Source organism: Paenochrobactrum sp. BZR 201-1, from assembly GCF_044987585.2.
Lineage (GTDB): Bacteria > Pseudomonadota > Alphaproteobacteria > Rhizobiales > Rhizobiaceae > Paenochrobactrum > Paenochrobactrum pullorum.
The window spans coordinates 65038-90376 of the sequence record NZ_JBJDRZ020000023.1; the positions used below are offsets into that span (position 1 = coordinate 65038).

The following is a 25339-nucleotide window of genomic DNA, read 5'->3' on the forward strand; positions in this document are numbered from 1 at the left end:
AGGCAAAAGAGAGTGAAAATGTACACGATCCGGATGATGAACTGTGCTTTTTTTGCACGTCACGGCGTTTTTGATGAAGAAGAAAAGCTTGGTCAGCGCTTTTATGTCGATGCGGTTTTGACCGTCGATGCCGGCAACGCACTGGAAGAAGACAGTATTGAAGGGACCGTCCATTATGGCGTGGCATTTCAACTGATTGAGAAAATTGTCACCGGCAAGCGTCGTTATCTGATCGAAACTTTGGCACTTGATATTGCCAAAGCCTTGTCTGATCATTTCAAGCAGATCAAACGCGCGGAAATTACAGTGCGCAAACCGCATGCGCCAGTGGCGGGCGTTCTGGACTTTGTTGAAGTAGTGGTGGTTCACGAACAGTGAGTGCAGATAATTTCAAATATAGCGCATGGTTAGGCTTGGGCGGCAATTTAGGCGATCCTGTCTCGTCAATGGCTCGTGCGCTTCATATGCTGGACAGGCGCGAGGACAGCAAAGTCAGTGCTGTCTCAAAACTCTACCGGACCCCCCCTTGGGGCAAAACCGACCAAAGTTGGTTTTACAATGCTTGCGCTCGGCTTGAAACCAACCTGCCGCCATTGCAATTGCTTGAAACTTGTCTGTCCATTGAAGCAGATATGAAGCGCGAGCGGATTGAACGCTGGGGGCCGCGCACGATCGATATTGATATTTTGGTAATGCAGGAAAAAAATGCTGACTTTATCACACTTGATGAAGAGCTTTTGAACTTACCGCATCCACGCATGATGATGCGCGCATTTGTGCTTGTGCCACTGGCAGATATTGCGCCTTATTTGGAAGTTGAGGAGCAAGTGATCGCACAGGCGGCTCAAGTCAGTGATGTGCAAGGTATCGAAATTGCCGACAGCAATGCGGACTGGTGGCGAAAAATTTAAATGACCGACACTAAAAAAGCGGCTTCAGATAATAATCTGAAGTCGCTTTTTAAATCTCTATGACCGATTACTAATTGCGGGCAATATTGCTTGGAACACTGCCGCTTGTGCGTTTCAGGTTAAGGCCGATAACCGGAACCAGTTCTTTTTCAACACGAACTGAAACAGTTACATTCATTGTATTATTGTCGGCAACGCGGGCGAGCATTGCACCATCAAGCTGCTTACGATTCAAGCCTAACACAATACGGTTGCCGCTGACATTACCGGAAACAACATCCAAACCTTTACCGGCAGCGCCATCATTGAAGGCGCCGGTATAGTTTTTACCCTCGCGTGAAATCACAGCTTTCATCGCTTGTGAGAAAACACCAACGCGACAAGAGCCATCCAATGTCATGCCTGAGGTGGTTTCCGGTGTTGTTCCGGCCAGATTGCAGACAAATTTGGTGCCTTTATATTTTCCGGCAACGATCTCACCAGAGCCGCTCCATTGACCTTCGATTTGACGGAAAAACTGCTGATCATTATCAGCAGCCAAAGCCGAGACTGAAAATGTCGTGGCAGGCAACATAAAGAGGCAAGCAGCTAAACGATTTTTCATCACAGTTTTGGTTCCAAATTTTATCAAAGGGGGAGGCAAAAGCCATAAAGTCAGCCTCTATTAGCAACTGCTTCGATAGACTGATAATCGCTTTTAATGGTTAATGCTTCGTTTGCATTGCTGTAAATGTCAACATATTCCCGTTTATTTTTCATTGTTTTTACGAATATTATTGAGCGAGGTCAGGTCGGTGACAAAATCACCAATTCCGGGGCGCTTTTCAGCCAGAAACGGAAGTGGCCGCACAATATCCATCGCAGAAATGCCGATACGTGCCGTCATCAACCCGTTGATGACACCTTCACCAAGTTTTGCGGAAAGGCGGGAGGCAAGCCCATGCCCGACCAGTTGCTGAATAACGCTGTCACCCATCGCAACAGTGCCGGTAACGGCCAAATGAGCAATTACATTACGGGTTAGTTTTAAAAAGCCAAGGCTGCCCGGGCGGCTACCATAAAGCTCTGACAGGCGACGAATAAGCCGCGCTGATTCAAACACCACATAGGCAATATCAACCAACGCACGAGGACTGACTGCAGTGACGATCGAAACGCGTTTGGCTGAATGCATGATCAATGATCGTGCTTGCGTATCAAGTTGCTTCAACAGCTCCGTTTCGGCAAGCTTGATCAGATTGCGGCCGTCGATAATGTCGTCTTTGGTATCATCGAGCAATTTACGACCGCGCGCTGTTGCCGGAATGCTGGATGTAACAGATACAAGCTGTGAAACTGCGTGACGTGCAGCCTTGATATCATCTTTTTGTGCGGCCTCATGCGCTGCCACGCGCAACGATGCAACAGAGGCAAGCCTGCGCAACGAGATCAGCTCTCGGGTGATTAAAATGACAAAGCTGACAAGAGCCACGATCGCAACGACAAGCGTTATCACGCCGAGCCAACTGGTGCGGTTGAACATGGCTTGGATCAGGTCTTCAACCCAAAGCCCGACGGCAAAAGAAAATAAAATTCCAAGGGCCGCAAAAAGCACCGAACGCAGAGATATCCGACTTTTCTTATATTCCGCTTCCGGTACATCCAGATTTTGAATGGCCGCCAATTCATCGGCATCCAGCTCAAAAATATCAACCGGCTCCGGAATGATTTGGCTTGGATCAGAGACTGCGCGTGGTTTGCGAATAGTTTGCTGCTGTTGTTCAGGCGCTTGCGCTGTTTTTTGCTCCGTGACTTGAAAAGAGCCGGGCTTGCGATTTTCACTCATGAAAGGCGGTCTCCGATCAAAAACTGCAATGCACGGTCGAGCCGGATATGCGGCAAGGAGAGGGTGATACCGTCAGAGGTGCTTTCAATTTTAGGAGGACGGAAGCGGATAAAGCGCAGCGCATCATCTTGATGAAAAACTTCATTCTTTTCAAAAATTACATTAGGACTTTTTGGTAAGTCTCCAGGAAATATAGCAGTTTCTGTTTCACCATCGAAGATTTCGCCGTTAATTTTTTCACCCCTTAACGGAGTGCCGACAATGACAGGCAAAACATCTTTGCCTTGGGTGACTGTCGCTTCACGTGTTGCGCGTACTGCTGCCATCGCCAAAACATCAATATCTGCACCGGAAAAATCCACGCGTTGCATCGCACGTTCGACAAGGCGACGCACAATTGCTTCCAGACGATCATGGCTTTCATGGTGCAAATGGTCTGCCTTGGTAGCAGCCACCAGAATGCGACCGATGCGGCGTTGAAACAATCCTGTCAGCAGGCTTGAGCCCCCCGGTCGGAAGCAGGATAAAATATCGGTGAGGGCGCGCTCCAGATCGGCAACCACCGCTCCACCGGAATTGAGTGCTTGCATCGCGTCGATCAGCACAATTTGGCGATCAAGGCGGGCAATATGTTCGCGGAAAAACGGCTTTACCACATGTGTTTTGTAAGATTCGTAGCGCCGCTCCATCATCGATGCCAAAGAGCCGGAATTGAAATCCTCCTGCTTGAGATTGGCGAGTGGTGCAAATGTCAACGCTGGCGAACCATCCAGATCACCGGGCATGAGAAAGCGCCCGGGCGGCAGCGTGGAAAGTGCGCGTTCATCGGCTTTTCCGGCACGCAAATATTCTGTAAAGATGCGCGCCAGATGTTGTGCTGTTATTTCATCCGCAGGTTTTGAAGGGTGCACTAAATTGGCTGCCTGCAACCATTGGTCGGCTAAATCGCGATGCGTAGCCTCTTGCGCCAATTTAAAAGATTCAGCGCTGAATTCCTTATAGCTTTTGCCAAGCAAGGGCAGATCGAGGAGCCATTCCCCCGGATAATCGACAATATCGAGTGAGAGCTTGCCGGCAGACAGCATACGCCCCCATGACGAGGCCGACTGATAATCAATCGTAATGCGCAACTGCGAAATAGCACGGGTCGAATCCGGCCAGATACGTTCATTGATAAGAGCTTGCAGATGCTCTTCATATTGAAAACGAGGAATTGCATCATCTGGTTGCGGCTCCAGATAGCAACGGCTGATACGCCCCGACTGATAGGCTTCAAACAGCGGCAAACGTCCGCCATGAATGAGATTATGAATGAGAGATGTAATAAAAACCGTTTTACCGGCACGGGACAGACCGGTTACTCCAAGCCGCAATGATGGTGATAACAGCGAACGCGACCGATCAGCCAGCGTATCAAAAGCAATCAGTGCCTCGTCGGTCAATGTGGTCATTTTTGCCAAATGTCAGCCTCATCAATATCTGCAGTGACTTAAATATATGATGCCGCAACGAATTAGCAATCCGGCATGATGGCAAAAGCAATATGGGTAACAATCAGATTTTATCAAAGTGTAGGGAAGGACATAAGTTGCCCATTACGCGGGCCGATTTCAGTAAATGACACATCAAAATCAAATACAGCTAGTCCAGCTGTGGGGAAACCGGCACGCAAACGCTCGAATGCGATGCCGGATTGGTTGCCGGTCAAAGCAAAGGTCAGGTCTTCAATACTTGGGTTATGGCCGATCAGCATAAGTGACTGACATTCTTCAAAAAGATAGCCAAAGTCTCGTATTGCCTGCAAATAATCCGAAGCACTGCCGCTATAAAGCCTGTCACTGAACTCAATCATCGGTGTTTCGTTCCAATGTTTTTGTAAATGCTCCAATGTCTGACTTGTGCGCAGGGCGGCGGAACACAGAATGGCTTCCGGTATCATGCTTTTTCTGGCCATCGCTTGTGCCAAGCCATCAATGATCGCAAATCCAGACGGGTCAAGCGGGCGGTCAAAATCCTTCGCTCCAATAGATGGCCAGCTGGCCAGGGCATGACGCAATAGAAAAAGACGCTTCGAAGTTGATTTTGTCATGTTCTGCCTGAGTTTACAAAAAATGGAACGGATGAGGCGGTCCTTGATGTCACAATTGCCAGTTTTTATCGAAGCATGCAAAATTTATCATGGTCGCAAGATTTTGTATCTGCGATGTTACAAGCCCCATTATACCTTATGCGACTATTAAAGCGGTGTTTTTTCAGATAATTCAAGCCGGATAAGGAGAAAATACAACCTTTCCTTTCATTGGGTGAATATTCTTGGGATACACACTAAAAAGTGGCAATAAAGGCTTATTTGATGTTGTGCCGATGTGAATGTCGATTTATAGAGACACCTCGTCTCCTAGGTGTGGGGTGATTCAGATGAGTGAATTAATTAACCTTGACTACAGGCCTGCCGATGACGAACCGTTCATGAATGAACGGCAGAAGTCGTATTTCCGTGGCAAGCTGATTGCTTGGCGTAATGATATTTTACGTGAAGCCCGTGAAACACTAGAAACGCTACAACAAGAAAATTCAAACCATCCTGATTTGGCTGATCGTGCTTCGTCCGAGACAGATCGCTCAATTGAGCTTCGTGCCCGTGATCGTCAGCGCAAGCTGATTTCTAAAATCGATGCAGCTTTGGGACGGATTGATGAAGGTACATACGGATTTTGTGAGGAGACCGGTGACCCAATCAGTCTGAAGCGTTTGGATGCCCGTCCGATTGCCACGCTTTCAATTGAAGCGCAGGAACGCCATGAGCGTCGGGAAAAAATTTACCGTGATGATTAAACTGTCAATGTTATCATTATTATGATTTTAAAAGGGCTGTGAAATTCACAGCCCCTTTTTTATATGCTGGTTTTAGCGTTCCGGATTAATGGATAATTCGCCGAGTAGTTTTTCCATTTCATCTTCGATATCAACGGATAATTCTGCCTCGATATCCATTTCCCCCAGATCCATTTCCATATCGAGGGATGACAATAGTTCTTCTTCCAGCATCAGAGACATTTCATCCTCAGCCTTGTTCGCAGAAGATTTTGCCGGTTCAAAGAAATCTGTATTCAAATCATTGAACAGTGCTTGATCAAGTGCATCATCGAGTGAGGCAAAATTATTTGCTTCATTGGATGGCTGAGGATCAAAACCTGGTTCAGGCTTTGAGGCCTGTTGCGGTGCAAAGCTTGGTGTTGCCGAAGCTGGTCTTACATCATCAAGCGAAGCAGCTTTTTGCGGGGTAACACTATCTAAACGACCATTGGCTGCGGTTGCAGCTGTGGCTGCTACCGTTGCAGTTGCAGCAGTTGCGACAGCAGACGTAGATGAAGATGCAGATGCAGATGCAGATGAAGCCGACGTCGACGTCAGAACACCTTGTGAAACCTGACTAAGCGGATAGGCCGGATGGGCGCGATGGGTTGTAGGCTTTGCAACAGGTGCTGCCGGCATGACTGTACGCGGTTGAGGCGTGGCAGCCTTGACATTTTGCACCGGTGCTTCGGGGACAGGCTTTACAAAGACCGGTGGTGTCGGAACGGTTTTTGCAGGTACAGGCGAAACCACATGCTCGGAGCGATATATGGTCTGCTGGTGCAGGGCGGCAGTCTGCATTGGAGCCGGCTCGCTCATTACTAATGGCTTTTGCACTATTGGTTTAAGGGCTTCAACCGGCATTTGAGCTGCAAATGAAGGTGCCGATGCCGGGGTGCTTGATACATTATCTAATGCCAGCGTTTCGGAACGCTGATGGGCTGCCGGACGAGCAGGGGCCTCAAGATTAAAATCATCAGTCTGATTATTTTGATAGCGGGCAATCTGCGCTTCGGTAATACGGGAGCCGCGGGCATAATCACTGTCAGCTGTGATATTTTGTTCAACAACAACATCGGTCGGGCCGCCGATCAGGATCAGATGCTCTACATCATCACGACGAACCAGAACCAATTTACGTTGATTGTCGACATTCGCGGCATCAACGACAGCAAGGCGGGATGAAGGTTCATGGTGATTATGTGTAAATGACTGCGAACCAGCTATTGTGCCGCTAAAACGTTTAATAATTGCATAAACAATGAAAATGGCCACTAAAATGGCGGCAAATAACAGTATGAACAGTACGATATTGGCGGTTCCTTCACCAAGAATGCCGCTAAGCGATTCCTTCATCCTGTGACCCCTTTAAATTTCCGATCAGGACTTAAACAATAAAATGCAGACCTTGATGGCTGTCTGTTTGTTACAATCATTGTAATCAAGATGCCCGATCTGTTGTGCAGTTTGCATATCTACAAGAGATCAATCACAGCACAATGGGTTAAGTTAACTGCACTCTATAAAAAATGTGGTTAAAATCATGTTCCGGTTCTTTAAAAGGCTGAAATGACCCAAAAACATGTTTGAAAGCTATATTAGCATAAAATGTTAAAAAAATATCGTCATGACTGCGAATCGTCGGCTCTTTATGTTCAGACATTGCAAATTATAGCATCAGACATGTGAGAGACTAACCATCAATGAGCACTAGAGGGCCGGAAAAAATAGCTGGTTTCCGCCCGCTATCCGGTTATCAGTGTAAAGGCTGCGGTAAATTTCAAAGCAAGAGTAGTTAAGCACGTTAAAATTCGTTATCACATCAGCTGTGATGCAATATAATCTAAAGACAGGGTGGCGGGGCGTATGTCTCAGCAGACAAAAACCGAACTTTTTTCACGACCGGCTGTGAATGAAAAACCAACTGCAGGATCAGGACTGCGGCTGTTGGTGCTCGGTCTTGTACTGATTGGATTGACTGTTTTCTTCTTGCTGTTCCGCGATCAGTTGGGCGAGGGCTTCGTGCTGGCGATTCTTGGTCTTCTGGCCATGTTGGGCGTGTTTTATCTGATTGGCTCTACCATTGGTCTGATCAAATTTAATCGTGGCGTGAAAGATGCCAATCTTTCTCACTCCTTTTTGGATACGATGCCTGAAGGGACGATTGTTTCTGATACTAAAGGCCATATCGTATACGCTAATCAGGCCTATGCACAGATGACCGGTGCTGCAAGCCGTGAAGAATTGCGCACACTTGATACGATTCTGACCTCTGAATCCGGTGGATCTGATGCCATTTATCGTTTGTCCAATGCTGTTCGTGATGGTTTTTCTGCACAAGAAGAAATCCGCCTGCGTGGTCCTCTTGTTCACAGTCATAGTTTGAATGCAACCAGCCTCACACCAACATGGTATCGCATCAAAGCGCGCCCCGTTGCGGGTAATGAAAGGCATAAAGGCCCGCTGGTAGCCTGGCAAATTTCGGATATTTCTCATGAGCGTGCCGAGCAGGAACGCTTTTTTCAGGATTTGCAGGAAGCAATCGATCATCTTGATCATGCGCCTGCCGGTTTCTTTTCCGCCGATGCGGGCGGTCGAATTATTTATCTCAATGCAACATTGGCCGAATGGCTGGGCATTGATCTGGCGGCTTTTGTGCCGGGCTCGTTAACACTCAATGATATTGTGGCCGGTAACGGCATGGCATTGGTCAATTCTGTTAAAGCAGAACCGGGTTCAAGCCGCAATTCGGTGATTGATCTGGATTTGGCCAAGCGTAATGGCCAAAGTCTGGCGGTTCGCTTTTATCATCGCGTGCAGATGTTGCGCGATGGTTTGCGCGGCACCAGCCGTACCATTGTACTCAACCGTGCTGAAGGCGATGATGCTTCCGCTGCCTTGCGCTCGGCCGAAGTGCGTTTCACCCGCTTCTTTAACTCTGCACCGATGGCGATTGCCGCAGTTGACAGCAAAGGCCATACATTACGTACCAATGCGCGTTTTCTGGATATATTTTCAACAGTAGTCGAACCGGATGCGATAGAGCGTCAATTTCCGGTAGAAGCGATTGTGCATGAACGTGATCGTGAAGCATTTTCACGCGCTCTAGCAGCAGCTTTTGCGGGGCAGGCGAGCATTTCCCCTATTGATACCGTCTTACCCGGTAATGAAGAGCGGCATATACGCTTTTATATCAGCCCAGTTACCGATATTGGCGGCGAAGATGCCGATGAGGCCGCGATCGTATCAGCGGTTGAAACGACCGAGCAAAAAGTGCTTGAAGGCCAGATGGCGCAAAGCCAGAAGATGCAGGCCGTGGGGCAATTGGCTGGTGGTATCGCGCATGACTTCAATAATGTCCTGACCGCCATTATCATGTCTTCTGATCTGCTCCTCAGCAATCATCGAGCCTCAGACCCATCTTTCCCTGATATTATGAATATCAAACAGAATGCCAATCGTGCGGCTTCTTTAGTGCGCCAGTTACTGGCATTCTCACGCCGTCAGACATTGCGTCCGGAAGTGCTCGATTTAACGGATGTATTGGCTGATTTGCGCATGCTGCTCGCAAGATTGGTGGGCAAAGACATCGATCTGAAAATCGAACATGGCCGTGATCTTTGGCCGGTACGCGCCGATCTTGGCCAATTCGAGCAGGTTGCGGTCAATCTTGCCGTGAATGCGCGCGATGCAATGCCGGAAGGCGGTTTGATTACGCTTCGCACCCGTAATATGCCGCAGGCAGAAGTTGCAGCGCTGCAATATCACGAATTGCCGGAAGCCGATTACGTCATGTTTGAAGTACAAGATAGCGGCAGTGGTATTGCGCCCGATGTGCTGGAAAAGATTTTTGAACCATTCTTCACCACCAAGGAAGTGGGCAAGGGTACAGGTCTTGGGCTTTCGATGGTCTACGGTATCATTAAACAGACCGGTGGTTTCATATATTGTGATTCCGAACTTGGTACTGGAACGGTCTTTAAAATCTTTTTGCCTCGCCATGTGGTGGAGCACAAAGCAGGCAGTGCACAAGCGCCTGCTATAAAAGAGAAAAAGCAAGAGAAAAATGCAGATCTTTCAGGTTCAGCAACTGTGCTTTTGGTTGAAGATGAGGATGCGGTGCGTATGGGCGGCGTGCGTGCCTTGCAGTCGCGAGGCTACACGGTGCATGAAGCCGCTTCCGGTGTCGAAGCTTTGGAAGTACTGGAAGAGCTGGGCGGGCAGGTCGATATCGTTGTTTCCGACGTCGTGATGCCGGAAATGGACGGGCCGACCTTGCTGCGTGAATTGCGTGTACATTATCCTGACATCAAATTCATTTTCGTTTCCGGTTATGCGGAAGATGCTTTTGCCCGCAATTTGCCGGAAGACGCCAAATTCGGATTCCTGCCTAAGCCATTCTCGTTGAAGCAGCTGGCAACAGCCGTGAAGGAAATGCTCGAGAAAGAAGACTGATGCAGGCCAAAAAATTGAAATCCGCCCCGCAAATTGCAGATTTCGCAATTATCGGTGGCGGGCCTGCCGGTTTGATGGCGGCTGATTATTTAAGCCTTCATGGGCAAAGTGTTACACTTTATGAGCGGATGCCAACCGTTGGCCGTAAATTTTTAATGGCCGGAAAATCCGGGCTTAATCTTACGCATAATGAGGATTTTGAGCGTTTCATCACGCGTTATGGTGACCGGTTACCGCTTTTAAAGCCGATTATTGATGCTTTTACCCCTTCTGATTTGCGCCAATGGGCGGATGATTTGGGAGCTGAAACATATGTTGGCACGTCCGGAAAAATTTTTCCCAAAGTCATGAAAGCTTCGCCGCTGTTGCGCGCTTGGCTCAACAGGCTGCAAGAGCAGGGCGTAGTAATAAAAAACCGTCATCAATGGCTGGGTTTTAAGGATGGTGATCATCTTTTTCGCACCGATAACGGTGATGTCTTCATAAAAGCTGATGCTACGATCTTTGCCCTTGGCGGTGCCAGCTGGCCAAAACTTGGCTCTGATGGTGGATGGCAGCAGCAGTTCTTTGAACAAGGCGTAGATATCGAACCGTTAAAACCAGCAAATTGCGGTTTTGATGTCGATTGGAGTTCTGCAATTAAAGAGCGTTTTACCGGTGAACCGGTTAAAACTGTACAAGCAAGTGCTGGAGGCCAAATATTACAAGGTGAATTTGTTATTACGCCTCATGGTGTTGAAGGCAGCCTCATCTATGCTTTTTCGGCTCATTTGCGCGACGAATTACTTCAGGGTCGAAAAGCCGTGCTGACACTTGATTTGGCACCTGCATTATCGCCACAAAAAATTACGCAATCACTCGAACGTCAAAATCCGAAAGCCAGCCTGTCAACGAAATTGCGAAAAGCGGTTGGTTTAAGCCCAGTAAAAATTTCTCTGTTGCGCGAGCTTCCCAAGCTTACGACTGATGAAAATATTGTAGATCGCATTAAAAATTATCCGCTTCAGGTTGAAAGACCGCGTCCGATAGAAGAGGTTATTTCTTCTGCTGGTGGTGTCAGGTTTAATTCAATGAATAGTGATTTGATGCTGAAAAATATGGCCGGTATTTTTATTGCCGGTGAAATGTTGGATTGGGAAGCGCCAACTGGCGGCTATCTTTTAACCGCTTGTTTTGCCACCGGATTGCATAGCGCATGTGGGGCAATGAAATGGGTAAAGGAACATCAACAGCTTCTTTAGTAGCCATAGATTAAGTGGCGATTAAAATTAACATTACATATTCTTCATCTTTTATAGTATTTTCGTTCATCGTCAGTTCATCCGGCTAAAGATAATTTAAGTTAGTCACTTCTTTCAGTGCTTTGTCTGTTTCTCAAGGAGTTCTTAAAAATGAAACGTTTTGTTACCATCTTTTGCGCCACCGGTATAAGTGCAGGCATCGTTCTTTCATCTGTTGCAAGTTCATTGGCCGCACCCGTTTTGCCCTCTTCACTGACACAACCGTCCAATGTTGTTAATGTTCAGCATAAACGTCCATCGCAACATTCCAACAATCGTAAACCGCGCCCGCCACAGCATTCCAACAATCACAAGCCTCGTCCGCCGCAAAATAATGCGCATAGACCACGCCCGCCACAGCATTCACACAAGCCGTCGCGTCCTGGATATTGGAACGGACATAATGGTTATCAGCATTCTCGTCCGGGTTATCGGCGCCACAGCGACGGTTGGTGGTATCCGATTGCAGCCTTTGCCTTAGGTGCAGCTATTGTTGGTGCGACAACGCCTAAACAGCCAGCCCGTCCAACAATGAGTCAGGCACATATAAATTGGTGCGCCAACAAATATCGTTCATACCGTGCCTACGACAATAGTTTCCAACCATATAATGGCCCTCGCAAACTCTGCTATTCTCCATATAGCTGATCACATATATAAATCTTTTTCTAAAGTCCGCTTTCAAGATGTTGAAAGCGGACTTTTTACATCAAAATCTTGTTATAGTGCGATGAAGGTTTGCCATCATCTGCAAATCAATATATTCGTTAGCACATTATTAATGGTAAAAATAAACTGTCAACGAAGGCAGTGCCGTCGTATAAGTTTGATATTTACCATCTATGCTCAGTTTCAGGTGAGAGCCTGTCTCACCGTAAACTGTCGGTTACAACCGGCAAATTGAATCGATTCGTTGAATTTTGAGCAATTCGACAGCGGTTTTAAAAACAAAAGGTGTTTAATGTCGTCTAAATCAGTTTTAGAAAATATTCAAAATTTAGTTGGTCACGGTGTGCATATTGTGCAGGCACTGCGTCAATCATTGGGTTATTCGATCGAAGAGTTGGCTATTGTCTGCGGCCTGACCAGTGATGAGATCACTTTACTTGAAAATAGTGATCAGGTTGAGCCTTCAAAACTTGCACGCATTACCAGTGCAGCTGGTTTCCAGCCTGAGGCCATTGACAAAATAATGGTTAAAGCGTCTTAAAATCGGTAAGCTAATTGTTTACCATATTCGCAAACAGAAGGTATTAATGCCGTATAATCCCTCTTGCTTCCTGTCGCAGATAAAGTTTTAATGAACTGTCAATAATTGGCTGCCATCTGTTATGGGTATCTGAAAACATGGTTTTGATATTCAAAACTATGTTTTTTAATAAGTGAGCGTACGGCATTTATGGAAAATAAATCTGGTTGGTACAAAGCCGGCACTATAATGAATGAAAAGCGCCTGATAGCACTATCGGGTCGCTGTGTTGTTATTGCGGTTATCGGTAGCGTTCTGACAGCCTGTGCAGGCCCATCAGCCGATCAAAAGTCAAAGTCGAAACCCCGCTCGAAAGAATATTTCGCTGAAAGCCAATATGGCGTAAAGGCTAGCCCGCGCGTAACCACGCAAAAAGGCAAGCCTTTGCCGCGTGGTGGCGGGCGTGATCAAGTCGGCAAACCTTACAAAGTTCGCGGCAAGTGGTATAAACCAAAAGAAGATCCCAATTACAAGAAAACGGGTCGCGCTTCTTGGTATGGTGATGCATTTCATGGCCGTTTGACAGCAAACGGCGAAATTTATGATATGCACCATCTGACAGCGGCTCATCCAACAATGCCGCTGCCAAGCTATGCCAAGGTAACCAATCTTGCCAATGGCAGTTCATTGATTGTACGCGTCAATGATCGTGGCCCTTACTCAAATGACCGCATTATTGATCTTTCCAAGCAAGCAGCCGATATGCTGGATTATACGCATCACGGCACCGCGGATGTTAAGGTTGAATATGTCGGGCGCGCGCCGCTTGACGGGCAGGATGATCAATTCCTGATGGCATCATTTCGCGATGGTTCCGATCCGATCGGTCAGCCAGCAACGGGCGTGATGATGGCCATGAATGGCCCGACTCCGACAGCACGGCCGGAAAATAATCCATTTGCCACCAGTCAATCACCATTTGCGTTCAGCAATGAGGCCGCACCGGCAGCTTTTGCTCCTGATGCAACTTTGCCTTCCGCTATTCCTCTGCCGATGCCGCGGCCGGCTGCCGGTTTTGGTATAGCCAATGCAAATCATAATGGTTTTGCCGGCATGGCAGGTTATGCATCTGATCGTATCGCCACTGCATCATTTAAAGAACAGCAGACCTATGGTGGAATTTTGTCCGCTGATGCGATTTCCGCTTCATGGCGCAAGCAGCATGTTCAAGAACCAGCTGATGTTGATTATGTAAATTTGGGATCTTTTACCACCAAGCAACAGGCTGACAAAATGGCTGAACTTTTGAAAGCCTATGGTAAAGTCAGTCATGTTAATATTCCAACCGAGCAGAGTGAAATTTTCACACTAACTGCCGTTGCTAATAGCGGCGATAATGATGCTCTGTTGCGTCAGGCTTGGAAGGCTGGAGCGGTCGATGCCTTTGTCGTGCGTGTCCGTTAAACGTCATCAGCCATTCAAATTAGTATTGCGCAAATTACCCTGCGCAATACTAAAAGCATCGCTATTAATTGCGACATTATCTGCGGCTCAACCAGCTTTTGCCGCCGCTGATTTGCAATTAAAAGCGCCGCAAATTTTACTGCTGGATGATAAAACCGGCACTGTTCTTTTCTCACGCAATATTGACCAAAAATTTCTGCCTGCATCACTTGCAAAATTGATGACGGCTGAAGTTGTATTTGATGCTTTAAACAAACAAGAAATCAGCTTGCAAGACAGCTATGTGGTGAGTGAACATGCATGGCGCACCGGTGGAGCACCCTCACGTACCTCCACCATGTTTGCCAAGATTAAATCTTTGCCTATTGTTGAAGATCTGGTGCAAGGGATGATTGTGCAAATGGCCAATGATGCGTGCATTATTTTGGCTGAAGGCATCACTGGTGATGAGCAAAAATTTGTTGAGCGTATGAATGAACGCGCGCAAAACATTGGTTTAAAAAATTCTGTTTTTGTTAATTCAACTGGTTTGCCCGACGAAGGACAGCATGTCACTGTTGCTGATCTTACCCTTTTAGCACGCCATATTTATCATCAATATCCGCAATATTATCCCTATTATGCGCAGACGGATTTTACATGGAATAAAATCTTCCAGCGCAACCGCAACCCGCTATTATATATGGATATCAATGCCGATGGCATGAGTATTGGCGGCACAACGGAAACCGGTTTTGCGCTCGTCACATCGGCTGAGAAAAACGGACGCCGTTTATTTTTAAGTCTTGCCGGCTTGAAAAATGAGAAAGACCGCAGCGAAGAAGCCCGTCAGTTGATTGAATGGGGTATGAATAATTTTGACGATGTGCGGCTTTTCAATAAAGATACAATTATAGGGCAGGGACAAGTGTTTAACGGTGCCCAAAGTTCAGTGCCTCTCGTTGTGAAAGATAATGTTGATTTGTTGCTGCCCAAAGATGGCCGCTCCGGACTAAGTGCCGAAATAACATATCGCGGACCTCTAAATGCTCCCGTCAAGGCCGATGAGATGGTCGGAACTTTGAAAGTCAAATCCGGCGAGCATATTGTGCGGGAACTTCCTGTTTTTACACAAAATACTGTTGCTCTTGGTAATCTTGAAGAGCGGTCATTGGGTGCATTAATTGAAATTGCAACCGGATGGATACGTAAATTGCTCTGATTGTCGCTCGGCTCTTGCGTCTCAAAGTTAAGCCGCATAAGACGGTGATGAATATCAATTTTATTGCAAGGAGCGCATAGCTGGTGGCCGGATTGTTCATAACATTCGAAGGCGGCGAGGGCGCTGGAAAATCAACGCAAATTGCCCTGCTGGCTGATTACCTGAAAAGTGCAGGTTTTGATCCGCTGATTACCCGTGAGCCAGGTGGCTCAAATGGAGCTGAGGCCGTGCGCCATGTCATTTTAAGCGGTGCTGCGGAAGAATATGGTTCTGCTATGGAAGCAGTTCTCTTTGCAGCTGCACGCAATGATCATATCGAACAATTGATCAGACCGGCTTTAGAGGAAGGACGCATTGTATTATGCGACCGTTTCATCGATTCAAGCCGTGTCTATCAGGGCGTGACAGGTAATTTGGATGCCGGTTTTATGACGACTTTGGAGCGCATTTCGATTGACGGTGTCAAACCGGATATGACCTTTATTCTGGATATTCCAGCTGAAAAAGGCATGGCGCGCGCGCTAAAGCGTCGTGGTAACAAAATTGCAGATCGCTTTGAAAAAGAACAGATTTTTACACAAGAAGAACGACGTCAGGCTTTTCTCAGTATCGCTGCCAATGAGCCAGAACGTTGCAAAGTGATTGATGCCGACAGACCTGTTGAAGCGATTAATCAGGATATCATCGCCGAAATGGCAGCCTTATTGAAAGCCAGAGATTTTACAAAGGCAGCTGATGATGAGTGAGATAGTCAGCCCGCAGACCTATGATACGATTGAAGGCATTCCGGCACCTTCCGCAAATGACTTTCTGACCGGCCATGATGATAATGTGGAATTTTTGGTGCAAGCCTATCAAAGTGGGCGTATGCATCATGCTTTGCTGCTGGAAGGGCCACAGGGGATTGGCAAGGCAACCTTTGCTTTTCAGCTGGCGGGGCATATTTTACAATATCCGCAAGCGGCTCATGCACCGCTGCAACTGAGCAAGCCGGATTTCGACACCCCGCTTTATCGTCAGATTGCTGGCGGCATGCATCCGGCGGTTTTGCATATCAGTCGACCATTTGATCAAAAGACCAGTAAATTCCGCACCGTGATTACGGTTGATGAAATTCGCAAAGTGACGCATTTTCTGACGCGCACCGCATCCGATGATGGCTGGCGGATTGTCATCATTGATCCGGCAGACGACATGAACCGCAATGCGGCCAATGCTTTGCTGAAAACACTGGAAGAACCGCCGGCAAAGGCACTTTTTATCCTGATTTCGCATTCTGCCGGCCGTTTGCTGCCGACAATTCGCTCACGCTGTCAGGCACTGCGCTTCAAGCCGCTTGATAATGGTTCAATGCAATCTGCATTAAGTCTTATCGGTGCGCAGGTAGGCCTTGATACCAATAATGCCGGTTATATGCAGTCGTTATTTGTGCGCTCTGAAGGCAGTGTGCGGCGCGCCTTGCTGATGGTGGCCAATGGCGGTATTGAAATTGCAGATACAGCTGATGCCATTTTAGCGGCGCCCGTTTTTGATGTACCGAAAGCGCAAAATCTGGCGCAGATTTTAAATGGCCGTGAAGCAGAAATACAATATCAGTTATTTATGGAGCATATGCTCAATTTGATTGCTTCAAAGGCTTGCAAATATGCTGAAGATGGTTTTGTCGGCGCTGCCGATGCATGGTCACGTTTTTGGCATAAGATTTCGGATGAAGCAGCGGAAACAATGACCTATAACCTTGACCGCAAACAAGCGGTTATGATTATTTTGCAAAAAACACATCTCGCCAATCATGGCGACCTTATCAGTGTGATGTGATTTAACGCAGAGATTACAAGATTAAGTGACACAGCCTGCCACATAGGATATGTCACAGCTAACAAGATTTGAAACGAAGTAATGTGAAGTTATGAACCGCGAAAAATATTACATCACCACCGCGATCGCGTATCCGAACGGCAAGCCACATATCGGACATGCATATGAACTGATCGCAACCGATGCATTAGCTCGTTTTCAGCGCCTTGACGGTAAGGATGTTCACTTTCTGACCGGCGCTGATGAGCACGGTATCAAGATGTTTCAAAGTGCGCGCAAAGAGGGCATCACCCCGCGTGAGCTGGCTGACCGAAATACGGCTGAATTTCAGAAAATGGCGGTCTATCTGAATTCGTCTCATGACGAATATATCCGCACCTCTGAAGAGCGCCATTATAAAGCCTGTCAGCATATCTGGTCTGCCATGCAGACCAATGGTGATATTTACAAAGGCGGCTATGCCGGTTGGTATTCGGTTCGTGACGAAGCCTATTACGGCGAAGAAGAAACCGAAGTGCGTGCCGACAATGTGCGTTATGGCCCGCAGGGCACACCGGTTGAATGGGTGGAAGAAGAAAGTTATTTCTTCAAACTGTCTTCTTATCAGGACAAATTACTGGCGCTTTATGAAAACCAGCCAGATTTTATCATGCCGTCCGAGCGTCGTAATGAAGTGATTTCATTCGTCAAATCCGGCCTGAAAGATCTGTCGATTTCGCGTACCACTTTTGACTGGGGTATTCCGGTTCCAGGTGATGAAAAACACGTCATGTATGTGTGGGTCGATGCGCTGACCAACTATATTACCGCCCTTGGTTATCCGGATATGACAACCGATAAATGGGGCTTTTGGCCGGCCAATACCCACATCATCGGTAAAGATATTTTGCGCTTTCATGCGGTTTACTGGCCTGCATTCTTGATGTCTGCTGGCATCGAACTGCCGAAACGCGTTTTCGCGCATGGTTTCTTGTTTAACCGCGGCGAAAAAATGTCGAAGTCACTCGGCAATGTAATTGACCCGCAGGGCTTGGTCGAGCGCTATGGTCTTGATCAGCTGCGTTATTTCTTACTGCGTGAAGTGCCTTTCGGTCAGGATGGCAGCTACAGTCATGAAGCAATCGTCAATCGCACCAATGCCGATTTGGCCAATGATCTGGGCAATCTGGCACAGCGCTCATTGTCGATGATCGCTAAAAACTGTGAAGCCAAAGTACCGGCAGCGGGTGAATTCAGTGCTGACGATAAAGCCATTCTCGATATGGCTGATGCAGCGCTTGAAACCGCCCGCAAGCAAATGATGCAGGAAGGTATCCACCATGCATTGGCGGCGATCTTTGGCGTTGTTGCTGAAGCTAACCGTTATTTTGCAGGTCAGGAGCCTTGGGCACTGCGCAAGACAGATCCGGCACGGATGGAAACCGTTCTCTATGTGACGGCTGAAATACTGCGTCGCGTTGGCATCATGACACAGGCTTTCATTCCTGCATCATCCGCTAAGCTGTTGGATGTTCTCGCAATTGCTGAAGATCAGCGCAATTTCGCCGATATTACTGCTCATCCGTTGGTAAGCGGTGAGCCATTGCCAGCTCCACAGCCGGTTTTCCCGCGCTATGTGGAAACAGAAGACGGATTGTGATTGTCTGATGTCTGCCAATGATATGAATAAAGGTGAAATCCGGATGCCTTTGCTGGTCGACAGCCATTGCCATTTGGATTTTGCCGACTTTGACGAAGAGCGCGAGGCCATCATGCAGCGCGCCTTTGACAATGGCGTGCGCCGGATGGTCACCATCTCGACATGGGTAAAAAAGTTCGATCATATTTTGGCTTTGGCTGAAAAATATGACGAAGTTTATTGCTCGGTCGGAACGCATCCGAACAACGCCCATGAAGAACTGGATGTGACCGCCGATCAACTGGTTGAATTGGCACAACACGAAAAAGTCGTGGCAATCGGTGAGGCGGGGCTTGATTATCATTATGATTATTCAACGCCGGAAGCCCAGCGCCAAGGTCTATTGACCCATATTGAAGCATCACGCCGCACACAATTGCCACTGGTGATCCATGCGCGCAGTGCTGATGACGATATGGCGCAGATTTTGCGGGATGAAACCGCTAAAGGCGCGTTTCCGTTTATTCTGCATTGCTTCTCCTCCGGCATTGATCTGGCGCGTACTGGGGTTGAACTTGGCGGTTATGTGTCGTTTTCCGGCATTATTACCTTCAAGAATTCGGTCGAAATTCGTGAAGCGGCAAAGATCGTGCCGCATGGTCGTTTGCTGGTAGAAACGGATGCACCATATCTGGCGCCGATGCCGCATCGCGGCAAACGCAATGAACCGTCCTTTGTCAAACATACGGCTGATGTGCTGGCGGATGTGATTGGTGTTTCTTCAGAAGACATTGCCAAAATCACCAGTGATAATGTCTTCCGTCTGTTTTCAAAAATGCCCAGACCTTTAGAGTAAAGTCTAAGAAGGTATCTCATGAGCGACGCATCAACTCTGCGATTGACCATTTTGGGCTGTGGCTCTTCACCTGGTGTGCCGCGCATCAACGGCGACTGGGGTGCTTGTGATCCGCAAAATCCGAAAAATAATCGCAGACGTGCGTCGCTGTTGGTCGAGCGCATTAATCCGTCGGACGACAAAACCGTAGTGGTGATTGATACAGGGCCTGATTTTCGTGCGCAAATGATTGATGCGAAAGTCAGCAAGCTTGATGCTGTCATCTACACGCACGCCCATGCCGATCATATTCACGGTATTGATGATCTGCGCACCTACGTGAATGACAATCAGGCTTTGATGGATATTTATGCGACTGCCATCACGCAAGCGCGCCTTGATGAAAGCTTTGGCTATTGTTTTGTCACGCCTAAAGGCTCCAATTATCCGCCGATTTTAAAAGCCAACGAGATTGATAATCAAACACCTTTCACGATTGACGGGGCAGGTGGTCCGATCAGTTTTCAGCCTTTGTCACAACAACATGGTGATATTGAAAGCTTAGGCTTTCGGATTGGTGATGTCGCCTATTGCACTGATGTCAGTGCCTTTCCGGAAGGCAGCACCGAAACGCTTGAGAACCTGGATTTACTGATTATTGATGCACTGCAATATCGCCGCCATGTCAGCCATTTTTCATTAGAAGAAGCGCTTGAATGGATTGAGCGCTTAAAGCCTAAACGGGCAATTTTAACCCATATGCATATCCCGCTTGATTATGAAACTGTGCTAGCCCAAGTGCCTGAACACGTGGAACCCGCTTATGACGGTATGCATATCGATTTTAAGATCAAGATTTAAAGCAATAAAAAACCCCGAATTTCGGGGTTTTTTTATGTCACATTTTTTAAGCTGACGCTTCCTTAACGGGAAAGGGCATCACATTGCTGCCGGATGCGGTTTTGTCATCTTTCTCATCATCAGAAGCCATCAGGCCACCTGCACGAAGCAGGGCAGCAAAGCGGCCGTTTTTGGCCGCCAGTTCATCAAAGCTGCCGCGCTCAATCACATGACCTTTGTCGAGAAATAGCACCTGATCGGCCGAGCGAACCGTCGACAAGCGATGCGCAATGATGAAAGTGGTGCGACCTTCGCTCAAATCATCAATGGCTTTTTTGACTTTTGCTTCAGTTTCAACGTCCAAAGCGGAAGTCGCTTCATCCAGAACCAAAATTGGCGCATCTTTCAAAATTGCACGCGCTATGGCCAGACGCTGACGTTCACCACCGGAAAGATTGGAACCACGCTCACCAATTCTGGTGTCATAACCTTCACTTTTCGACAAAATGAAGTCATGGGCAGCCGCTGCTTTGGAAGCACCATGAACCGCATCATTATCGGCATCTTTATTGCCAATACGAATATTTTCTTCAATCGAACGGTTAAAGAGACCGGCATCCTGAAACACTGTTGCAATCGAATGGCGAAGCGAATTACGGCTGACCTGACGTGTATCATGACCATCAATGGTAATACGTCCGGCAGCAGGCTCATAAACACGCTGCAACAAGTTGATCAGTGTGGTTTTACCTGCACCTGTCGGCCCGACAATAGCAACTGTCTGTCCCGGTTCAACAGTGAAGGAAACATCATATACGCCCTGACCGGAATTCGGGAATTCATAAGTGACATTGTCAAAGACAATCTCACCCGTGACATCCTTCAGCTCCAGTGCATCTTCCGGTTCATAACGATCAGCAGTTGCGTCTTCCATCTCGAAAAACTCTTCAAGCTTGGCGCGTGCGGAAACGGTTTGGTTGATAAAGGCACTGATCTGGTCAAGACGACCAATCATCAGTTGGGCAAAGCCGATAAAGGCAATCACTTCACCAACCCGCAACTGGCCTTTGGAAACAAAATAAGCGCCAAGCAGCAGCACAATTACCATCGATATAGTGGAGGCCATGCGGTTGAGACCGCTTGCCAATGCCCACCAGTTCAAAACTGGATTTTGCGCTTTTTGTAAGTCAGCGGCATATTTGCGCAAGTTTTCTGCTTCAGTGGTGATGCGGTTGAAGCTTTGCACAACAGACACATTACTGATTGTGTCGCTGACATGTTCAAAGACTTTATGATGATGTTTTTCAACGGCAATCTGACCATCTTTGGTCTTGCGCATCACCAATTGGCCGATCATCACGTATATGACACCCAGCACCACAAGAACAAGAGACATGCGCATATCCATTTGCATAGCAAGCGGAATAAGCGCGGTGAGAGCAACAACAGTGGTTAAATGCTGGCGTAAAAACTCAAGCCATAATGTAAAAAGGGAATCTGTAGCACGGATAAGTGTGTGCAATGCGTGTGATGTGCCACGCTTTTGGTGCCACGCAAGCGGCATGGTAATGATGCGCTCATAGGATTCCGTCAATACGCCAAGACGGCGGCGATGCGCCAGACGATCGGCGCCACGCGCCACAAAAACGACCGCAATAATGTTGAAAATACCAAGAGCTGCCCACAATACCAGTTGAGTGACGACATTGGCACGCTCTGAAATCGCCTCAATCACTTGCCCGAACAAAATAGGTTCGGCCAATGTCACCAGTGCTACCAATGTGCTGGCAATACACATGATGATTGTGGCGCGCTTTTCAGCAGCTAAATAGGTCATGGAGCGCCAATAGATTTTAAATAAGGTCACAGTTCAACTCCGGCCATTCATCAGGCATGCTGGCATAAGTGCTTTACATTCACATTGTGCTGCATCCGCCATGAGATGGGACTTTTGTGAAATTTACACAATAGAGTTGGGTTTCAAGAATGGCATGAAAGTGGCCATTTCAACCATAAATTACAACGCTCTGTAATGCTGCGTGATAGAAACGTTAAATTTTGGTGTTGTTTGACCAAACTTTCGCATTCTTAACTCGCAAGATGTGTAAAGCAGTGCTAGGAGCTTAAAATAACAAATGATGAAATACGCCATTTATGGATGGCGTGGCAAAAAGCATCCGCTTTTCAAAGCAGCTTTTGCGTAAAAATATTGGGTTAAGCTTATGGCTGGTGTAGAAATTAAAACCGTTGCCGCGGATGAAACAGGAATGCGACTCGATCGCTGGATGAAGGTCTATTATCCGGGATTGGGCTTTGGACATTTGCAAAAATTGCTGCGTTCGGGTCAAATCCGCGTCGATGGCGGCCGTGCAAAAAGCGACAGCCGTTTGCAGGCTGGCCAATCCATCCGCATTCCGCCGCTTGGTCTTGAAGATAGAGCCGAAACATCAGGGTTGACGGGTAAAAGCATTCGCAGTCAGAGCGACAGCGATGTGCTTAAACAAATGCTGCTTTATGAAGACCCAAAGGTTTACGTCTTCAATAAACCGGCAGGTTTGGCAGTGCAGGGCGGTTCAGGCCTCACCCGTCATGTCGACGGTATGCTGGAAGCATGGCGTAACAAACGTGGAGAGAAACCGCGTCTTGTACACCGTCTCGACAAAGATACGTCCGGTGTGCTGGTGGTGGCCAAAACACGAGGCGCGGCACAGTCATTGACCGCCGCTTTCCGTGAGCGTGACACCAAGAAAACCTATTGGGCTTTGGTCAAAGGTTTGCCACGCAAAAAGGAAGATAAAATCTCCACATGGTTGGTTAAAGAAACGACGCCTGATGGCGATAAAATGCGTGTTTGCAAACATGGCGAACCGGATTCAGATCATGCAGTATCCTTTTACCGTATTATTGAAAAAGCCGGTAACGGTCTGACATGGCTGGAAATGGAACCTTATACCGGTCGCACGCATCAGTTGCGCGTGCATGCAGCCTATATCGGTCATCCGATTATTGGCGATCCGAAATATTTTGAAGCCGATCAGAACTGGGAATTCCCGGGCGGCATTCAAAACAAGCTGCATCTGCATGCCCGACGCATCCGCATTCCAAACCCTTCAGGCGGAACTTTAGATGTCACAGCACCATTGCCGCCTCATATGGTGCAGACATGGAACCTGCTGAGCTTCGATATGGAAAACTCGGAAGATTAAGCGCAATGCCAAAGTCGGGCTCTAGCATTGTAAAACCAGCACCAGGAATGCAGCCGGCACCTTTTGACGGCATGGCACTCGCTCTGGTGTTGTTTCTGATGTTTACATGGGGGCTCAATCAAGTCGCGATCAAAGTCGGCAATCAGGGATTTAACCCTATGCTGATGGCAAGCGCGCGCTCTGTGCTTGGTGGCGGGCTGGTTTTTCTATGGTGTCAGTATAAAAAAATACCACTCTTTAATCTAGATGGTACATTCTGGCCGGGCATTCTGGCAGGCCTTCTATTTGGCAGCGAGTTTGTCCTTATCTTTATGGCGATGGATTATACCAATGTCGGCCGCGTCACATTGATGATGAACATGATGCCGTTTTGGGTTGCTATCGGCAGCCATTTTTTGCTGAGCGAACGTATGTCGTTACAGGCGGTTATCGGGATGCTGATCGCCTTTGCCGGTGTATTTTTGGTTTTCTCGGACCGTGTCTCAAGCGTTGGTGCTTATGCTTATATTGGTGACCTGATGGCTCTGGCCGGTGGCATTATGTGGGGCATGACCAATATTGTCATCAAACGCAGTTCACTCACCCGTGCGGCTCCTGAAAAAGTTTTACTCTATCAGCTGGCCGTGGCTTCCATAGTGCCTTTACCATTTATGACTTTAAGCGGTTCACTCATGCGTTCACCCGATATGTGGTCAATCATTGCGTTTCTGTTTCAGTCCGTATTCGTAGTCGCGTTCACCTATCCGCTTTGGTTTTGGATGCTGCGACGTTATCCTGTATCGAAACTTTCCAATTTTGCTTTTCTTACACCGGCATTTGGTGTTCTGATGAGTGGAATTTTGCTCGGCGAAGCACTTGGCTGGAAGATTTTTGCAGCATTGATCTTAATCGCTTTGGGGTTGATTATCATTAATCGGCCTGTCAGAACCGGCAGTCACAAGGCTGCATGATAAGCGCGCTTGCAAGACCGCCAATACATTTTAATCAAAGACGGAAACTCAACATGCGTGATATTTTATCTGATCTTGAAGCAGGACCAACACTTTCCGATCCGGATCCGGTGCGCCGCGCCCAAATCCAGATGAAAGCGCCACTGCCGAAACGGTTTTATGAAAAAGCAGCAGTCGTCGAGGCCGAAGGCGGTTTTACGGTTCAACTTGATGGCAAACTGGTGCGTACACCTGCTCGCCAACCATTGCTCTTACCAACCCGTGCCGCTGCACAGCTGGTCGCTGATGAGTTCGAAGCGCAAAAAGAAGTGGTGAATGCGGAAACAATGCCGGTTACCCGACTGGTCAATACCGCCATTGATGGTATCGCACTTGATCATCAGGCGGTGTTTGAAGATATCTTGCGTTTTGCTTCATGTGATATGTTGTTTTACCGCGCCGACAGCCCGCAAGAATTGGTGGATCGCCAGACCAAACAATGGGATCCGATTATTGACTGGGCACAAAGCTTGGGCGCACGCTTTAACCTTGCTGAAGGCGTGATGCATGTGGAACAGCCACGGGAAGCAATTGCTGCATATGGCGCCCATTTATCAAGTGCGAACGATCCGTTCACCTTGGCAGTGCTGCATACATTCACCACGCTTACCGGCTCCGCTTTATTGGCGTTGGCTGTTTACAAACAGCATCTGACAGCTGAAGAAGCGTGGAAACTGGCGCATTTGGATGAAGATTGGACGATTGAAAATTGGGGTGAAGATGAAGAGGCTCACTGGCGCCGCCAGAAACGAGCCACAGAAATGTTTGCCACAGATGCACTCTTAAAAGCTATATCGTAAATTGAAGAAAATTATATAAATATTTGATATAATTGAAAAAGCCCCGATTTTC

The 25339-nt window shown here is 47.6% G+C and carries 23 protein-coding genes; 17 read left to right on the forward strand and 6 right to left on the reverse strand.

All coding sequences use genetic code 11. From position 1 onward, the window contains the following. Positions 1-18 precede the first annotated feature (18 nt). Both folB and folK read left to right on the forward strand, forming a co-directional pair. Complete coding sequence (gene folB, locus ACI0FR_RS13195; protein WP_374833286.1) at positions 19-378, forward strand: dihydroneopterin aldolase; 360 nt, start codon at positions 19-21, stop codon at positions 376-378. Between the two features lie 68 nt (positions 379-446). Continuing rightward, entirely contained in the window at positions 447-911 is a 465-nt protein-coding gene (gene folK, locus ACI0FR_RS13200; protein WP_404906332.1) for a 2-amino-4-hydroxy-6-hydroxymethyldihydropteridine diphosphokinase, read from the forward strand. Positions 912-981: 70 nt separating this feature from the next. Here the strand turns inward: folK and ACI0FR_RS13205 are convergent, their stop codons facing one another. From ACI0FR_RS13205 to ACI0FR_RS13220, 4 genes are all read right to left on the reverse strand, one after another. Then, positions 982-1515, reverse strand: coding sequence for a hypothetical protein (locus ACI0FR_RS13205; protein WP_374833288.1), 534 nt, complete (start codon positions 1513-1515; stop codon positions 982-984). 144 nt (positions 1516-1659) lie between these two features. Further along, the gene (locus ACI0FR_RS13210; protein WP_404906209.1) at positions 1660-2736 is read right to left on the reverse strand and encodes a YcjF family protein; all 1077 of its coding nucleotides are present in this window, start codon (positions 2734-2736) and stop codon (positions 1660-1662) included. Continuing rightward, positions 2733-4196, reverse strand: a complete 1464-nt coding sequence (locus tag ACI0FR_RS13215; RefSeq protein WP_404906208.1) for a YcjX family GTP-binding protein — start codon at positions 4194-4196, stop codon at positions 2733-2735. The genes ACI0FR_RS13210 and ACI0FR_RS13215 overlap by 4 nt, the downstream gene beginning before the upstream one ends. A 104-nt stretch (positions 4197-4300) precedes the next feature. Further along, positions 4301-4825, reverse strand: coding sequence for a SixA phosphatase family protein (locus tag ACI0FR_RS13220; RefSeq protein ID WP_404906207.1), 525 nt, complete (start codon positions 4823-4825; stop codon positions 4301-4303). Between the two features lie 329 nt (positions 4826-5154). Between ACI0FR_RS13220 and dksA the strand changes: the two genes are divergently transcribed. Continuing rightward, positions 5155-5571, forward strand: a complete 417-nt coding sequence (gene dksA, locus ACI0FR_RS13225; protein WP_184223117.1) for an RNA polymerase-binding protein DksA — start codon at positions 5155-5157, stop codon at positions 5569-5571. A 72-nt stretch (positions 5572-5643) separates the two neighbouring features. On the opposite strand, the gene ACI0FR_RS13230 is transcribed toward dksA, so the two are convergent. After that, the gene (locus ACI0FR_RS13230; RefSeq protein WP_404906206.1) at positions 5644-6948 is read right to left on the reverse strand and encodes a hypothetical protein; all 1305 of its coding nucleotides are present in this window, start codon (positions 6946-6948) and stop codon (positions 5644-5646) included. 510 nt (positions 6949-7458) lie between these two features. Here ACI0FR_RS13230 and cckA point away from each other — a divergent pair. The 11 genes from cckA (at position 7459) to ACI0FR_RS13285 (ending at position 20313) form a co-directional block, all read left to right on the forward strand. Beyond that, positions 7459-10047, forward strand: a complete 2589-nt coding sequence (cckA, locus tag ACI0FR_RS13235; RefSeq protein WP_404906205.1) for a cell cycle histidine kinase CckA — start codon at positions 7459-7461, stop codon at positions 10045-10047. Continuing rightward, positions 10047-11288: a TIGR03862 family flavoprotein gene (locus ACI0FR_RS13240; protein ID WP_404906204.1), complete on the forward strand. Its 1242-nt coding sequence runs from the start codon at positions 10047-10049 to the stop codon at positions 11286-11288. Before cckA ends, ACI0FR_RS13240 begins: the two co-directional genes overlap by 1 nt. Before the next feature lie 150 nt (positions 11289-11438). Next, the gene (locus ACI0FR_RS13245; protein WP_374833302.1) at positions 11439-11975 is read left to right on the forward strand and encodes a BA14K family protein; all 537 of its coding nucleotides are present in this window, start codon (positions 11439-11441) and stop codon (positions 11973-11975) included. Positions 11976-12288: 313 nt separating this feature from the next. Then, positions 12289-12537, forward strand: coding sequence for a helix-turn-helix domain-containing protein (locus ACI0FR_RS13250; protein ID WP_374833304.1), 249 nt, complete (start codon positions 12289-12291; stop codon positions 12535-12537). A 189-nt stretch (positions 12538-12726) separates the two neighbouring features. Beyond that, positions 12727-13980 (forward strand): septal ring lytic transglycosylase RlpA family protein, encoded by a 1254-nt coding sequence (locus ACI0FR_RS13255; protein ID WP_461667952.1) that lies wholly within the window; start codon positions 12727-12729, stop codon positions 13978-13980. Then, positions 13955-15181: a D-alanyl-D-alanine carboxypeptidase family protein gene (locus ACI0FR_RS13260; RefSeq protein WP_404909699.1), complete on the forward strand. Its 1227-nt coding sequence runs from the start codon at positions 13955-13957 to the stop codon at positions 15179-15181. The genes ACI0FR_RS13255 and ACI0FR_RS13260 overlap by 26 nt, the downstream gene beginning before the upstream one ends. A gap of 83 nt (positions 15182-15264) precedes the next feature. Further along, the gene (gene tmk, locus ACI0FR_RS13265) at positions 15265-15927 is read left to right on the forward strand and encodes a dTMP kinase (RefSeq protein WP_404906201.1); all 663 of its coding nucleotides are present in this window, start codon (positions 15265-15267) and stop codon (positions 15925-15927) included. Continuing rightward, positions 15917-16999: a DNA polymerase III subunit delta' gene (locus tag ACI0FR_RS13270; protein WP_404906200.1), complete on the forward strand. Its 1083-nt coding sequence runs from the start codon at positions 15917-15919 to the stop codon at positions 16997-16999. The genes tmk and ACI0FR_RS13270 overlap by 11 nt, the downstream gene beginning before the upstream one ends. 91 nt (positions 17000-17090) lie before the next feature. Then, complete coding sequence (metG, locus tag ACI0FR_RS13275; RefSeq protein WP_404906199.1) at positions 17091-18638, forward strand: methionine--tRNA ligase; 1548 nt, start codon at positions 17091-17093, stop codon at positions 18636-18638. Between the two features lie 49 nt (positions 18639-18687). Then, positions 18688-19473 carry a TatD family hydrolase gene (locus ACI0FR_RS13280; protein ID WP_404906331.1) on the forward strand — a complete coding sequence of 262 codons (786 nt, stop codon included), beginning with the start codon at positions 18688-18690 and terminating at the stop codon, positions 19471-19473. Positions 19474-19491: 18 nt separating this feature from the next. Next, complete coding sequence (locus ACI0FR_RS13285) at positions 19492-20313, forward strand: MBL fold metallo-hydrolase (RefSeq protein ID WP_404906198.1); 822 nt, start codon at positions 19492-19494, stop codon at positions 20311-20313. Positions 20314-20359: 46 nt separating this feature from the next. Here the strand turns inward: ACI0FR_RS13285 and ACI0FR_RS13290 are convergent, their stop codons facing one another. Further along, positions 20360-22159: a glucan ABC transporter ATP-binding protein/ permease gene (locus ACI0FR_RS13290; protein ID WP_404906197.1), complete on the reverse strand. Its 1800-nt coding sequence runs from the start codon at positions 22157-22159 to the stop codon at positions 20360-20362. A 355-nt stretch (positions 22160-22514) separates the two neighbouring features. On the opposite strand from ACI0FR_RS13290, the gene ACI0FR_RS13295 reads away from it, so the two are divergent. From ACI0FR_RS13295 to ACI0FR_RS13305, 3 genes are read left to right on the forward strand one after another with little or no spacing between them, the layout of a single operon-like run. Then, positions 22515-23498 (forward strand): RluA family pseudouridine synthase, encoded by a 984-nt coding sequence (locus ACI0FR_RS13295; RefSeq protein WP_404906196.1) that lies wholly within the window; start codon positions 22515-22517, stop codon positions 23496-23498. Positions 23499-23545: 47 nt separating this feature from the next. Beyond that, entirely contained in the window at positions 23546-24448 is a 903-nt protein-coding gene (locus ACI0FR_RS13300; RefSeq protein ID WP_404906195.1) for a DMT family transporter, read from the forward strand. 53 nt (positions 24449-24501) lie between these two features. Then, positions 24502-25287, forward strand: coding sequence for an ATP12 family chaperone protein (locus tag ACI0FR_RS13305; protein ID WP_374833324.1), 786 nt, complete (start codon positions 24502-24504; stop codon positions 25285-25287). The last annotated feature ends 52 nt before the right edge of the window (positions 25288-25339 follow it).

Bases quoted from the DNA above. Each gene is read 5' to 3' on its own strand.
- folB (WP_374833286.1), top strand. From the start codon at position 19: ATGTACACGATCCGGATGATGAACTGTGCTTTTTTTGCACGTCACGGC.
- folK (WP_404906332.1), top strand. From the start codon at position 447: ATGGCTCGTGCGCTTCATATGCTGGACAGGCGCGAGGACAGCAAAGTC.
- ACI0FR_RS13205 (WP_374833288.1), bottom strand. From the start codon at position 1,515: ATGAAAAATCGTTTAGCTGCTTGCCTCTTTATGTTGCCTGCCACGACA.
- ACI0FR_RS13210 (WP_404906209.1), bottom strand. From the start codon at position 2,736: ATGAGTGAAAATCGCAAGCCCGGCTCTTTTCAAGTCACGGAGCAAAAA.
- ACI0FR_RS13220 (WP_404906207.1), bottom strand. From the start codon at position 4,825: ATGACAAAATCAACTTCGAAGCGTCTTTTTCTATTGCGTCATGCCCTG.
- dksA (WP_184223117.1), top strand. From the start codon at position 5,155: ATGAGTGAATTAATTAACCTTGACTACAGGCCTGCCGATGACGAACCG.
- ACI0FR_RS13230 (WP_404906206.1), bottom strand. From the start codon at position 6,948: ATGAAGGAATCGCTTAGCGGCATTCTTGGTGAAGGAACCGCCAATATC.
- cckA (WP_404906205.1), top strand. From the start codon at position 7,459: ATGTCTCAGCAGACAAAAACCGAACTTTTTTCACGACCGGCTGTGAAT.
- ACI0FR_RS13240 (WP_404906204.1), top strand. From the start codon at position 10,047: ATGCAGGCCAAAAAATTGAAATCCGCCCCGCAAATTGCAGATTTCGCA.
- ACI0FR_RS13245 (WP_374833302.1), top strand. From the start codon at position 11,439: ATGAAACGTTTTGTTACCATCTTTTGCGCCACCGGTATAAGTGCAGGC.
- ACI0FR_RS13250 (WP_374833304.1), top strand. From the start codon at position 12,289: ATGTCGTCTAAATCAGTTTTAGAAAATATTCAAAATTTAGTTGGTCAC.
- ACI0FR_RS13255 (WP_461667952.1), top strand. From the start codon at position 12,727: ATGGAAAATAAATCTGGTTGGTACAAAGCCGGCACTATAATGAATGAA.
- ACI0FR_RS13260 (WP_404909699.1), top strand. From the start codon at position 13,955: ATGCCTTTGTCGTGCGTGTCCGTTAAACGTCATCAGCCATTCAAATTA.
- ACI0FR_RS13270 (WP_404906200.1), top strand. From the start codon at position 15,917: ATGATGAGTGAGATAGTCAGCCCGCAGACCTATGATACGATTGAAGGC.
- metG (WP_404906199.1), top strand. From the start codon at position 17,091: ATGAACCGCGAAAAATATTACATCACCACCGCGATCGCGTATCCGAAC.
- ACI0FR_RS13285 (WP_404906198.1), top strand. From the start codon at position 19,492: ATGAGCGACGCATCAACTCTGCGATTGACCATTTTGGGCTGTGGCTCT.
- ACI0FR_RS13295 (WP_404906196.1), top strand. From the start codon at position 22,515: ATGGCTGGTGTAGAAATTAAAACCGTTGCCGCGGATGAAACAGGAATG.
- ACI0FR_RS13300 (WP_404906195.1), top strand. From the start codon at position 23,546: ATGCAGCCGGCACCTTTTGACGGCATGGCACTCGCTCTGGTGTTGTTT.
- ACI0FR_RS13305 (WP_374833324.1), top strand. From the start codon at position 24,502: ATGCGTGATATTTTATCTGATCTTGAAGCAGGACCAACACTTTCCGAT.